Annotated in this window: 13 protein-coding genes; 6 read left to right on the top strand and 7 right to left on the bottom strand. The window is 59.1% G+C overall.

Translation table 11 applies throughout. The annotated features are described in order from the left end of the window. Positions 1-4 precede the first annotated feature (4 nt). The 4 genes from B9P63_RS13550 (at position 5) to B9P63_RS13535 (ending at position 3,364) form a co-directional block, all read left to right on the top strand. Positions 5-649 (top strand): SDR family NAD(P)-dependent oxidoreductase, encoded by a 645-nt coding sequence (locus B9P63_RS13550; RefSeq protein WP_085309713.1) that lies wholly within the window; start codon positions 5-7, stop codon positions 647-649. A 59-nt stretch (positions 650-708) separates the two neighbouring features. Then, positions 709-1,491, top strand: a complete 783-nt coding sequence (surE, locus tag B9P63_RS13545) for a 5'/3'-nucleotidase SurE (protein WP_085309711.1) — start codon at positions 709-711, stop codon at positions 1,489-1,491. Continuing rightward, complete coding sequence (locus tag B9P63_RS13540; RefSeq protein WP_085309709.1) at positions 1,488-2,129, top strand: protein-L-isoaspartate(D-aspartate) O-methyltransferase; 642 nt, start codon at positions 1,488-1,490, stop codon at positions 2,127-2,129. Before surE ends, B9P63_RS13540 begins: the two co-directional genes overlap by 4 nt. Positions 2,130-2,194: 65 nt before the next feature. Then, on the top strand, positions 2,195-3,364 hold the full coding sequence (locus tag B9P63_RS13535; RefSeq protein ID WP_085309707.1) for a peptidoglycan DD-metalloendopeptidase family protein: 1,170 nt from the start codon (positions 2,195-2,197) through the stop codon (positions 3,362-3,364). Positions 3,365-3,416: 52 nt separating this feature from the next. Here the strand turns inward: B9P63_RS13535 and B9P63_RS13530 are convergent, their stop codons facing one another. From B9P63_RS13530 to B9P63_RS13500, 6 genes are all read right to left on the bottom strand, one after another. Further along, positions 3,417-4,250 carry an ATP-binding protein gene (locus B9P63_RS13530; protein ID WP_085309705.1) on the bottom strand — a complete coding sequence of 278 codons (834 nt, stop codon included), beginning with the start codon at positions 4,248-4,250 and terminating at the stop codon, positions 3,417-3,419. Next, positions 4,247-5,203: a twin-arginine translocase subunit TatC gene (tatC, locus tag B9P63_RS13525; RefSeq protein ID WP_085309703.1), complete on the bottom strand. Its 957-nt coding sequence runs from the start codon at positions 5,201-5,203 to the stop codon at positions 4,247-4,249. Before tatC ends, B9P63_RS13530 begins: the two co-directional genes overlap by 4 nt. Further along, a complete protein-coding gene (tatB, locus tag B9P63_RS13520; RefSeq protein ID WP_085309701.1) occupies positions 5,200-5,805 on the bottom strand; it encodes a Sec-independent protein translocase protein TatB in 606 nt (201 codons plus the stop codon). The genes tatC and tatB overlap by 4 nt, the downstream gene beginning before the upstream one ends. Before the next feature lie 5 nt (positions 5,806-5,810). Next, a complete protein-coding gene (locus tag B9P63_RS13515) occupies positions 5,811-6,023 on the bottom strand; it encodes a twin-arginine translocase TatA/TatE family subunit (RefSeq protein WP_085309699.1) in 213 nt (70 codons plus the stop codon). Between the two features lie 170 nt (positions 6,024-6,193). Next, on the bottom strand, positions 6,194-7,273 hold the full coding sequence (locus tag B9P63_RS13505; protein WP_085309695.1) for an ABC transporter ATP-binding protein: 1,080 nt from the start codon (positions 7,271-7,273) through the stop codon (positions 6,194-6,196). A 73-nt stretch (positions 7,274-7,346) separates the two neighbouring features. After that, positions 7,347-8,738, bottom strand: coding sequence for a sodium:proline symporter (locus B9P63_RS13500; RefSeq protein WP_425439749.1), 1,392 nt, complete (start codon positions 8,736-8,738; stop codon positions 7,347-7,349). A 160-nt stretch (positions 8,739-8,898) separates the two neighbouring features. On the opposite strand from B9P63_RS13500, the gene B9P63_RS13490 reads away from it, so the two are divergent. After that, positions 8,899-9,597: a hypothetical protein gene (locus B9P63_RS13490; protein ID WP_139816262.1), complete on the top strand. Its 699-nt coding sequence runs from the start codon at positions 8,899-8,901 to the stop codon at positions 9,595-9,597. A 17-nt stretch (positions 9,598-9,614) separates the two neighbouring features. On the opposite strand, the gene B9P63_RS13485 is transcribed toward B9P63_RS13490, so the two are convergent. Continuing rightward, entirely contained in the window at positions 9,615-10,394 is a 780-nt protein-coding gene (locus B9P63_RS13485; protein ID WP_085309690.1) for an SDR family oxidoreductase, read from the bottom strand. Between the two features lie 131 nt (positions 10,395-10,525). On the opposite strand from B9P63_RS13485, the gene B9P63_RS13480 reads away from it, so the two are divergent. Next, positions 10,526-11,569 (top strand): Hint domain-containing protein, encoded by a 1,044-nt coding sequence (locus B9P63_RS13480; protein ID WP_085309688.1) that lies wholly within the window; start codon positions 10,526-10,528, stop codon positions 11,567-11,569. Positions 11,570-11,627 lie beyond the last annotated feature (58 nt).

Raw genomic sequence — 11,627 nt, 5'->3', positions numbered from 1 at the left:
CAACATGAGCAAAATAGCACTGGTCACAGGCGCATCGCGCGGCCTTGGGTTTGCAATCGCGGAGGCGCTCGCCGCTTCGCATCATGTCGTCGCAGTGGCGCGCACCACCGGCGCGCTCGAAGACCTTGACGACCGCATTCAGGCGGCAGGTGGCCAAGCCACGCTTGCGCCGATGGACATCACCAATGAGGGCGCGATGGCGCAGCTCTGCCGCTCGATCTATGATCGTTGGAGCAGCATTGACCTGTGGGTGCATTGCGCGGTGCATGCCGCGCCCCTAACGCCCGCCGCACATATCGACCCAAAGGATTGGGCGAAATCCATGTCGATCAACGCGACCTCCATGGGCACTCTTATTCCCTATATCGCTCCTTTGCTTGGTGCGAGCGGCACGGCAATGTTCTTTGACGATCAGACCACGGGCGACAAGTTCCATGGCTGTTATGCGGCCTCTAAAGCGGCGCAGATCACACTGGCGCGTTCTTGGGCGCGCGAGAGCACCAACACAGGCCCGCGCGTTCTTGTCGAAGTTCCACCCGCCATGTCCACAGCCACGCGCGCGCGCTTTCATCCCGGAGAGGATCGTGCAGCGCTCGCCCATCCACGCGATGTGGCCGCAGGGCTGCTGCCAAAGCTGCTCAGCGCCTAAAGCCTTTACGCATCGCTGCCCCTCCACTATGGATCACCAAAGCGGATAAAGGGGCAGCTATGCGCATTCTGATCACCAATGATGACGGCATCAATGCACCGGGTTTGAAAACCCTTGAGGGCATCGCACATCAGCTTGCGGGCAAGGACGGCGAAGTCTGGATTGTGGCCCCCGCGTTCGAGCAATCGGGCGTTGGTCATTGCATCAGCTACACCCATCCGATGATGGTTTCGCAAATGGACGAGCGGCGCTATGCGACCGAAGGCTCGCCCGCTGATTGCGTGCTGGTGGGCCTGCATGACGTGATGAAAGACACGCGCCCTGATTTGATCCTGTCCGGCATCAACCGCGGCAATAATTCAGCCGAAAACACGCTTTATTCCGGCACCATTGGCGCGGCCATTGAGGGCGCTTTGCAAGGTGTGACCTCAATCGCACTTTCGCAATATTACGGCGTGCACAATGCAGATCTGGAAGACCCGTTCGAGGCCGCTAGCGTGCATGGCGCGGACGTGGTGCGCCGCATTCTGGCGCAGGTTCCAGCCGAGCAAGGCGACTACCAATTGCTGTTCAACGTGAACTTCCCACCGGTTCCAGCAGCAGATGTCAAAGGCGTGAAAGTTGCGCGCCAGGGGCGCCGCCCAGAGGTGTACTTCGGGGTCGAGCCGCATATGTCCCCCTCGGGGCGGCGTTTCTTATGGATCAAAGGCGGAGATCAGCGCGTGCGCCCGAGCGATGGCACGGATGCCGCGGTTAACCTTGATGGCTACATTTCCGTCACCCCCATGCGCGCGGACCTGACGGCAGATGACATGTTGGAGCGCTTTGCAGCAAACCTATGACCGACGCCTCCACCCTCATGCAATTTCTTTACACGTTGCGCTCCAAGGGCGTGACGGACACGCGCGTATTGACAGCAATGGAAAAAGTGGATCGCGCAGCTTTTATTCGTGGTCTGTTTTCCGAGCGCGCCTATGAGGATATGCCCCTTCCCATACCGTGCGGGCAGACGATCAGCCAGCCCTCGGTTGTCGGCCTGATGACGCAGGCCCTGCGCGCAGGGCCGCGTGATACGGTGCTCGAGGTCGGAACAGGCTCTGGCTATCAGGCCGCCGTGCTGAGCCATATCGTGCGGCGGGTTTACACGGTCGATCGCCACAAACGGCTCGTCTCAGAGGCGCGCGAGGTGTTTGACGCACTTGGTTTGAGCAATATAACCGCCTTCACAGCGGACGGATCATATGGTTTGCCCGATCAGGCGCCCTTTGATCGCATACTCGTGACCGCCGCTGCGGAGGATCCCCCGGGGCCACTGCTCGCGCAGCTCAAAGTGGGCGGTGTTATGGTCCTGCCTGTCGGGCAGTCGGACGCGGTGCAAAGTCTGATCCGCGTGACCCGCCATGAAAGCGGCTTTGAATATGACGAGATCCGACCCGTGCGCTTTGTCCCACTTATCGAGGGTCTGGGACGCGACGGATAAATCTGTTATAAGACCTTCAAATTTCAGGACGCTGCGGGCAACGCGGCGCATGTGAGGATATCGAGATGACGATTTTTGCAAGCAGCACTCCCTTGCGCGCGCTTTTGTGTGGCACAGCTTTTCTGGCGCTCAGCGCCTGCGAGGACGGGTTCGATCTGGATATGCGCGGCGGGCTCGGCAACAAATTCGACACCACCGATGCGGCAATCAATGCCACGCAAGCGCGCCCCAGCCCCGATGCACGCGGCGTGATAACCTACTCCAACTATCAGGTTGCGGTGGCGCAGCGCGGCGATAGCGTTGCGGACGTGGCCGCGCGGATCGGCGTGGATGCGGAGGAATTGGCGCGCTACAATGGTCTGTCCTCAAGCACAAAACTGCGCAAAGACGAAGTCTTGGCGCTGCGCAATCCGGTCTCGACACTGCCCGGCGACAGCACAGGCACCGCCCCTGCGCCCGGCGCAGTTGATATCACCGCCCTTGCGCAAGGCGCGATCGACAGCAGCCCCGTCACCACCTCGGCCTTGCCAGCTGCCGCCGCTGCAGGCCCCGAACCGGTACGCCACCGCGTTGCGCGCGGCGAAACCGCCTTTACCATTGCGCGGCTTTATAATGTCTCCGTGCGCTCGCTGGCTGACTGGAACGGGCTCGACAAGGATTTCTCTGTGCGTGAAGGGCAGTATTTGCTGATCCCCGTAGCGCAAAACCAGGCCAGCGCTGCGCCTGCGCCTTTGGCTGCAACCACTTCGCCCGGAACCGGCACGCCCACGCCAACACCGCCCTCCGCGACGCAGCCCCTGCCGCAGGAAGAGACACCCGTCGCCGCCGCGCCAATCGAGACGCCGCCGGCCCCTGAGCTTGAAAAACCCACAAAAGCCGTTGCAGCCGCGCGCATGGGTTTTCCCGTGCAAGGCCCGATCGTGCGTGAGTACACCAAAGGCAAGAATGACGGCATCGGCATCGGCGCGAGCGCGGGAACCCCCGTCAAGGCTGCCGCTGCAGGAACTGTCGCCGCAATTACCGAGAACACGGATAACCTCCCGATCATCGTGGTGAAGCACCCCAACAATCTGTTGACGGTCTATGCCAATGTGGATGGTTTGAAAGTGAAAAAAGGCGATAGCGTTGCGCGTGGTCAGCAGCTTGCCGCAGTGCGTGCTGGAAGCTCTGATTTCCTGCATTTTGAAGTGCGCAAAGGCTTTGATAGCGTCGATCCGCTGCCTTACTTGCAGTAAAAACGATTTTTCTCGAAAAATTGAAGATCAAACTTTCTAGAAAATTTGGGCTCTAGGTGGAAACGCCGTGGCGCCCTGCAAGGTCGCAGAAGAACTGCCACGCCACGCGCCCCGAACGCGCACCGCGCGTGGCTTGCCATTCAATCGCCTCTGCGCGCAGGATTACCGGGTCGATTTCCAAACCAGCCGCGGCGCAATACCCGTCAATCATCGCGAGATACTCATCCTGATCACACGGATGAAAGCCGAGCCACAGACCGAAGCGATCCGAGAGCGAGACTTTTTCTTCAACTGCTTCGCCCGGATTAATGGCGCTGGAGCGTTCATTTTCGATCATATCACGCGGCATGAGATGACGCCTGTTCGACGTCGCATAAAGCAGCACGTTGTCAGGGCGCCCTTCAATCCCCCCGTCCAGCACGGCCTTGAGCGATTTGTAATGTTCATCGTCATGGCTGAAAGAAAGATCATCGCAATAGAGCACAAACCGCTCTTTCGCCTCGCGCAAAAGCGCTAAAAGACGGCCCACGCTCGGCAGGTCTTCGCGTTGCAATTCGACAATCTTGAGCGCGGCACCTTCTTCGATAAGTTGTGCATGGACCGCTTTGACCAGTGAGGATTTACCCATGCCACGCGCGCCCCAAAGCAGCGCGTTATTGGCGGGAAAACCCTTGGCGAACTGACGCGTGTTGGCCAAAAGCGTATCACGAGAACGGTTGATACCCACGAGCAAATCAAGCGGGACGCGGCTCACACTGGCAACAGGCAGCAAGGCATCCGGCGCAGTTTGCCACACGAAAGCCTCTGCCGCTGCGAAATCTGGCGCAGCCAGCGGCGCAGGCGCGAGGCGCTCTAGCGCCGCCGCGATCCGCTCCAGCTCGCTCACTTGCCCTCGTCCTCGTCGAACTCCTTCATCAACGGATCGTCGAATTCTTCCTCATCATCGTCATAATAGCCCTCTTCGCGCAGCTTGTCTTCGCGTTTTCCTTCGACGCGGCGCACGAGGAAAATAGAGATTTCATACAGACCGTAAACCACCGTAAACAGGATCAACTGGGTGATCACGTCCGGCGGTGTCACCAGTGCGGCAAGCAACAAAATACCGACCATCGCGTATTTACGCACCGCGCCAAGGCCATCGGCGCTCACAAGTCCCGCCTTGCCCATCAGGGTTAAAAGCACGGGCAACTGAAAACACATGCCAAAGGCGATGATGAATTTTAGAGTGATATCAAGACTTTCGTTCACCTTACCAAAGAAGGTGATGCGGACCCCGTCGCTGGTTGTTGCGGGGTCGGCCAGCAAACCGCCTGTGGGCGGCAGACCATCGGACGGCGCAATATTGCCCGCAACAGTGGCCAACATGCCCGTAAAGATCGAGCTGACATCCGCAAAGCCCAGAAAGAAGGACATCGCCAGCGGCGTCACCACGAACTGCGCGAAAGACGCACCAAGCAGGAACATAACGGGTGATGCGATCAGGAACGGTAAAAAGGCACCCTGCTCTTTCTTGTAGAGACCGGGCGCAACAAAGCGCCAAAGCTGGAAAGCGATCACAGGAAAGGCCAGAATAAAGCCGAAGACCATCGAAATGCGGAACAAGGTAAACAGATATTCCTGCGGCGATGTATATTGCAGCGTCGGATTGGGATCGCCCAAGTCCCTCAGCGTGTTTTCGATCGGCGCAAGCAGGAACTCCAGAATTGGCTCGGCCACGATGAAGGCCAGAATGATACCAACGACAAAGGCTAGGACGGCGCGGATAAGCCGCGTGCGCAGCTCTGCCAGATGTTCGATCAGCGGGGCGGAGCTGTCCTCGACTTCGTCACTCGTGCTCATTCAGAATCCTTTGCCGGCTTCGCGGCGGTCTTTTTCGTTGCCGGTTTTTTAGCGGCAGTTTTCTTGGCTGCAGGTTTAGCGGCAGGCTTTACTGCCGCTTTCACCGGTGCCTTTTGAGCCGCAGGTTTTTTGGCAACAGCTTTGGTGGCGGCTTTTTTGACAGCGGTTTTGGGCGCGGTCTCTACGGCGGCCTCACTCTTGGCATCAGCCGCGCGCGCAGCTTGCGCCGCGAGGCGCGCTTCAGCGTTTTTCGCCGAAACCTCGTGGATTTTCTTGGCCTGCTCCGCACGTTTTGCCGCCAGCTTGCCGGTTTCGCTATCAGGATCGCCGGACCAGTTTTTCAGATCCTTCGTCGCCTCGTCCCAGCCGTCCAACCCCATGTTTTTGGTGCTGGTCATGTCCTTAAAGCTCGACGTTGCTTCCTTCATGCCGCTGTCGTCCGCGGCCTGATCCATCGCGCGGGAAAACTCGCGCGCCATGCCCTTGGCCTTGCCGACGAACTGCCCCACCTTGCGGAACAGCATCGGCAAATCCTTGGGCCCCACGACGATCAACGCGACAACGCCGATCACCAGAAGCTCCGTCATGCCCAGATCAAACATGGCTCTTAGACCTTGTCTTTCTCTGCGGGTGTCACGTCTTTTGCAGTCTCAGACGCTTCGTTTTCAAGCTCGTCAGTGCCTTCTTTGATGCCTCTTTTAAAGGATGTGATACCTTTGCCGACTTCACCCATGAGCGAGCTGACTTTGCCACGTCCAAACAGCACTAGCACTACGACTGCGATCAAAAGGAAGCCCATAGGGCCGATATTGTTAAGCATGATTGTCTCCCAAAGTCTTGCGAATGGCGCGCTTGGCGCGGTGTTTCAATTTGTATCTATTGCCTTGGCGCGCGTGTTAAAAGGGACAAACGCGCAAATGGGCTATTTTTACTACGCCAAACCTATCTGGCGCGCAAGAAAACTGCGCCCCAGGCAGGGCTTTGACGGCCTTAAGCAGGGAAGATAAAGCAGCGATCGCGCCGGATGGTAAGCCAGAGCGGCGTGCCGACTTTGGGCAGGAACACATTTGGCACTGTGGCGCGGATGATCGCGTCCTTGTCATCCATCTTGAACTCGATCAGGCTTTCCGAGCCCATGAAGCGCGCGCGCTGCACGGTGCCGCGCGCGGCCACGCCCTCGCGCGCCGTTGGAAGCGGGCCTTTGCCGCCGCGATCAAAATCGATGCCCACATGCTGCGGGCGAAACACGATTTCCACGTCTGCGCCATCCGGCACGCCGGGGGCGAGGAATTGGCCAAAGGGTGTGTCGGCCAAAGCCCCATTGGCAGTAGAGCATATCACGTTGATATCACTGAAAAAGCCTACCGCCGCTTTGTCCGCAGGCGAGTTGTAGATGTTATAGGGCGCACCGCGCTGCACAATTTTTCCGCCCCGCATCAGCGCGATTTCATCGGCCATGCGCATCGCCTCTTCAGGTTCATGGGTGACCAGCAGAACCGCCGTGCCCTCGCCTTTCAAAAGCGCCAAAGTCTCGTCACGGATCCCGTCGCGCAAACGGTTATCGAGGCCGGAAAACGGCTCGTCCATCAGCATTATCCTGGGGCGTGGCGCAAGCGCTCGGGCAAGCGCAACGCGCTGTTGCTCGCCCCCTGAAAGCTGGTGTGGGAAGGCCTCTATCAGCCGCATAAGGCCGACTTTTTCGAGTAATTCCTCAACGCGGGCGCGCTTTTCGTTGCGCGTGCCATTAAGCCCGAAAGCGACGTTGTCCGCCACGTTCATATGGGGGAAAAGTGCGAAGTCCTGAAACATCAAGCCGATGCCGCGTTGCTCTGCGGGCAGCGAGAAACGGCCATCGCAGATCAACCTGCCATCGACCCAGATCTCGCCGCTGTCTTGCATATCCACGCCTGCGATCATCCGCAGCGTTGTGGATTTACCGCAGCCCGAGGGACCCAAAAGGCACGTCACCTGCCCCGCAGAAATGCTGAGCGAGACGTCATCGACAACCCGCGCGCCCCCGAAGAGACGCGTAAGGTTTCGAATTTCGAGGCGCGGGGCGTTGCCTTGCATGACGGGCCTTCGGGATTGGTTATGGAACACTAAACTTGAGCGAATTCATCAAGATTGGCAATTCCTAACAGCCTCATAGCTGCGGTTCAACCCGCCGCGCCCCGCTTGCCACTGCGACAAAGCCGACGATCAGAACCACAATGCAGATCGCCAGAAGTTGTTCGTATTTGTGACCCGCAGGCAGCAGCGCCGCCGCCCAATCCGAGGCGCGCGCGAAATAAAGCACCGCGCCAACAAGCGCCGCGCCAAAGGCCAGCATATAGGACCAAAGCGCCACGCGCCGCCCCAAGACCAGCCCGAAGATCAGAACCGGCGTGAGGAACATCGACGCCGTGCCGCTTACCGCAACCGCATCAAAAAGCGTGGCATTGCCCCAAAGCGTCAGCGCAGCCCCCGCGAGCATGAAAAGCACCATGACACTGCGGCCACCGGCCAGCGTGCGCGGGGCAAGGCGCAACTCTTCCACGCAAAGCCGCGCCGCAGAAGACAGCGCCGAATCGAGCGTGCTGAGCGCTGAAACCAGCAACGAAATCAGCAGCGCCGCGAAAATCCACGCAGGGAACATGCCCGCCCAAGTGCCTATCAACTCGCTCTCATACTCAGCCCCCACCAGGCTGGCCTGAATACCGAACATGCCAAAGGCGATGATGCACAGCGCCGAGAGCCAGAACGCATGCACGAACGAGCGCTGCGTGGTCTTGGCATCGGCGAGAAAGCCGCGATCCATCATCACGGGGTCATGCACGGGGTAGGAAAAGACTTGCAGCGCCGCAACCGCCATCAATATCCAGCCGTTATAGCTTCCCGAGGTGCCGCCCGCTGTGAGCACTGCGCCCAGATCAAAGCCCGGGCTTAGCAGCATAGCGGTGAAGGCTACGGTGAAAACCACAAGAAAAACAGCCATTTGAAGCACATCTGTGCGCAGCGCCGCGCTAAGCCCGCCCCATGCGGAATAGGCAAGGCCAAGCAGCGCGACAAGCGCGATAGAGAGTTCTTTGGCCAGCGCAAGTTCGGGAAGAACCGCCGAAAAAATCAGCCCCACGACGATCAGGTTTGCGAAAACTTCGGAGAGCAATCGCAGTGCAATGACAAGGTTGTATGCACCTGTGCCAAGCGCGCCAAAATGTGCGCCAAGCCAGTCCTGAACAGAGCCTGCCCCGCCTGCGCGCAGCCGCGCCACCACGAAACCACCCGTCAGGAACGAGCCGTAATAGGCCGTATAAGCCAACGTGCCGGCCATGCCGTAAAAGTAGCCAAGGATCGCCGCGTTCATCAAGGAGCGTGCAAAAATCCAGGTGGTGACCTGACTGAGAACAAGCGTCAAAAGCGACGGCGCGCTGCCTGCTTCGCTTTGCCCGCCAAAGAAACCTTCAATGGAAACGCGACGCGGCGCGACCAGCAGGCTTGCCGCGACGATGGCCGCGAAAATGGCGATGACGGTCAGAGAAGTCAGTGAGGCGCTCATGGGGGAATCCTTGGAATTTTGTTTCTGCCCTGCTGACAGATGCCCGCGCCCTTGAAAAGTAGCGCGACGCGCGGTGACGCTATTGTGACGCAGGGAGATGTTTTACTGAAGCGCGTTGGCGTTAACCGATTGGTAACCAAGCCTGTGCATTTTGAGCGTTATGAAACATTCCATCTTTTCGATGCGGCAGGTTTGGAGCCAGCCGCCGCCTGCTTTGTTCAGGGCGATAGCCCTATTTTGCGCGCTTGGGGCCATGGGCTGCGATAACTCGAACATGGATCAAGAGGACACGATCGTCTTCGACAATCCCACGCCCGCGCAACTTGCGGTGATGGAGGCCAATACCACGCTGCGCTCCGGGTTTGGGGTGCCGCGCGCAGACGGCACATTCAGCGCGTCGCTACCGACCATTTTCAAAGGCGGCTATGAGGACGCATCGGGCAATGGCGTAGCGGTCGAAATTGGTCGCGACGGCACCGATTTCAGTGCCTATGGCGGGCTATTGCCCGGAAGTGACGCGGGCATTTTACCAACGCTCGGAATTGCGTCGATGAGCGGGGTCTATCAGGTGGCGGAAGTCGGAAAATCGCAAGGCGATACGCGCAAATACGGCGAAGTTGTCACCACATCAGGCCGCATCACGCTGCGCGCCGATTTTCAGTTCGGCACTTTGGAAGGCGATGACGGCACTTTGATCGTTCGCGGCAGTTTCAGCGATAAAAACTTGACCGGAGCGGCGTTTTTCAACCAGAAGGCAGCCGCTTTGAGCGGTCTTGTCGGTCAGGATCGCGCCATCGGTGTGTTTCACGGCACCGATGACGCCAGCGCCTTCGCAGGCGGTTTTCTAGTGGATCGTTAGGCCTGATTAGGTCTGCATCAGAACGTTGCGTTCACACCGCCACCGTCATGCAGGATGTTCTGCCCAACGATGAAGGCCGCTTGGGTCGAGCACAAAAAGGCGCAAGTTGCGCCGAATTCTGCCGCCGTACCGTAGCGCCCTGAAGGAATGGTCTTGCAGCGCTGTACCTTGGCCTCTTCAACGGTGATGCCTTGCGCCTTGGAGACGCCGCCATCAAGCGACACGGCGCGGTCCGTTGCATGAATACCGGGCAGCAGATTGTTGATGTTGACGCCCGATCCTGCAACCTGGCGCGAGGTGCCGGCAACATAGCCCGTGAGGCCCGCACGCGCGGAATTGGACAGGCCCAGCACGCCGATGGGCGCTTTAACCGATTGTGACGTGATGTTGACGACACGGCCCCAGCCACGATCCATCATGCCCGGCACCAGCGCTTTGATCATCGCGATCGGCGCGAGCATGTTGGCGTCGAGGGCCTTGATGAAGTCCTCGCGCTCCCAATCTTGCCACATGCCGGGGGGCGGGCCGCCTGCGTTATTGACCAGAATATCAACCTCACCCGCCGCTTTCAACACGGCTGCACGCCCCTCTTCGGTGGTGATATCGGCGGCGACAGCCACCACATCGACGCCGTAGGTGCTGCGAATCTCTGCCGCTGTCGCTTCCAGTGCTTCTGCACCGCGCGCGTTTAGCACCAGATTGCAGCCAGCCTCTGCCAGCGCCTCTGCGCAACCGCGCCCGAGGCCCTTGCTCGATGCGCAAACCACTGCGCGCTTGCCTTTAAGTCCCAGATCCATCTTACTCTCCTGAATTTGTATTTGCGCAACGCGCGCCGCTCATTCCAATGCCTCGTCGCATGAATGTCTGTAAAGTGCCATATTAGCGTGGCAAGAGAGCACAACAATAATTTAGTAGTCGAGTGATCGAGATGAATGCAAGCAGCCCCTCCAGCGATAGGCCCGATAGCCCTTCGGGCAGCGCCTTGGCGCAAAGCATCCCGGTTTATCGCGCCGAAGATTTTCTGGTGATCGATGGTGCCAATATCGACGACACCCTCAGTTTCGCTGATGAGGCCGTGCTTGACGACGTTTACGAACTTGGCACGCGCGCGCAGAGGCACCGCCTTTCGATCCACGCGCAGTCAGGCGGCGATTTCCGGGTGGCACAGGATACGCAGGCCGGCATCCCCGACGCGCGGGTGATCGTAGACAGCTGTATGACCGTGATGACGCTGGACGGCACGACGCTGGAAATGCTCTTGCTGGTAGAACTGGATAGCGAAGCGCACGTGGCAAGCGTGCATGTGCTCCCGCTCGCGCCGCTCGCGCCGAACGGTCATTACCGCCTCGTCGGGATTGAGCGGGAAAACGCCGCGCGCAAATTGGCACAAGTCGCCTGCGTATCTTTTTCGCGCGGCACCAACATCACCATGAGCTCCGGTGCGCAACGCCCGATCGAGGACCTAAAGGTCGGCGATAAGGTGTTGACACGCGATGATGGCGGTCAGGAAATCCGTTGGATCGGCCAACACACAGTGCGCGCCGTCGGCGATTTCGCCCCGATCGTGATCAAGGCAGGCACGCTCAACAATACCAATGATCTGGTGGTCAGCCCCGATCACCGCCTGTTCATCTATCAACGCCGCGATGCTTTGGGCGCGGGCCGCTCCGAGGTTCTGGTCAAAGCGCGCCACCTCGTGAACGGCGACACGGTCACGCAACAGGACGGCGGGTTCATCGACTATTTCCAACTGCTGTTTGATCAGCACGAGATTATCTATGCCGAGGGCATCGCCGCCGAGACGCTTCTGGTCGATACCCGCACCCGACCTGCCCTTACTGACACGGTCAGTTCGGAAGTTTTGGAGGCCTTGAGCGGCCATTCGGGCTGGCTCCATGAGGAATTCGAGGTGGGATCAGAACTGTTGGGACCGGATGCTGCGGATAAATTGCGCAAAGCGTCGAAACGCTAGTCCGAATTTTCCAGAAAATTCGTGGCCCCGTTGCATAGGCTCGCGAGCCTGCATATAC

The organism is Planktotalea arctica (assembly GCF_002105285.1).
In the GTDB taxonomy this organism is placed as follows: domain Bacteria; phylum Pseudomonadota; class Alphaproteobacteria; order Rhodobacterales; family Rhodobacteraceae; genus Planktotalea; species Planktotalea arctica.
The sequence above is the reverse complement of the archived record's forward strand: the minus strand, read 5'-3'. Positions and strand labels throughout refer to the sequence as shown.

Coding starts and splice junctions, on each gene's coding strand:
- B9P63_RS13550 (WP_085309713.1), top strand. CDS start 5: ATGAGCAAAATAGCACTGGTCACAGGCGCATCGCGCGGCCTTGGGTTT.
- surE (WP_085309711.1), top strand. CDS start 709: ATGCGCATTCTGATCACCAATGATGACGGCATCAATGCACCGGGTTTG.
- B9P63_RS13540 (WP_085309709.1), top strand. CDS start 1,488: ATGACCGACGCCTCCACCCTCATGCAATTTCTTTACACGTTGCGCTCC.
- B9P63_RS13535 (WP_085309707.1), top strand. CDS start 2,195: ATGACGATTTTTGCAAGCAGCACTCCCTTGCGCGCGCTTTTGTGTGGC.
- tatC (WP_085309703.1), bottom strand. CDS start 5,203: ATGAGCACGAGTGACGAAGTCGAGGACAGCTCCGCCCCGCTGATCGAA.
- tatB (WP_085309701.1), bottom strand. CDS start 5,805: ATGTTTGATCTGGGCATGACGGAGCTTCTGGTGATCGGCGTTGTCGCG.
- B9P63_RS13515 (WP_085309699.1), bottom strand. CDS start 6,023: ATGCTTAACAATATCGGCCCTATGGGCTTCCTTTTGATCGCAGTCGTA.
- B9P63_RS13505 (WP_085309695.1), bottom strand. CDS start 7,273: ATGCAAGGCAACGCCCCGCGCCTCGAAATTCGAAACCTTACGCGTCTC.
- B9P63_RS13500 (WP_425439749.1), bottom strand. CDS start 8,738: ATGAGCGCCTCACTGACTTCTCTGACCGTCATCGCCATTTTCGCGGCC.
- B9P63_RS13490 (WP_139816262.1), top strand. CDS start 8,899: ATGAAACATTCCATCTTTTCGATGCGGCAGGTTTGGAGCCAGCCGCCG.
- B9P63_RS13485 (WP_085309690.1), bottom strand. CDS start 10,394: ATGGATCTGGGACTTAAAGGCAAGCGCGCAGTGGTTTGCGCATCGAGC.
- B9P63_RS13480 (WP_085309688.1), top strand. CDS start 10,526: ATGAATGCAAGCAGCCCCTCCAGCGATAGGCCCGATAGCCCTTCGGGC.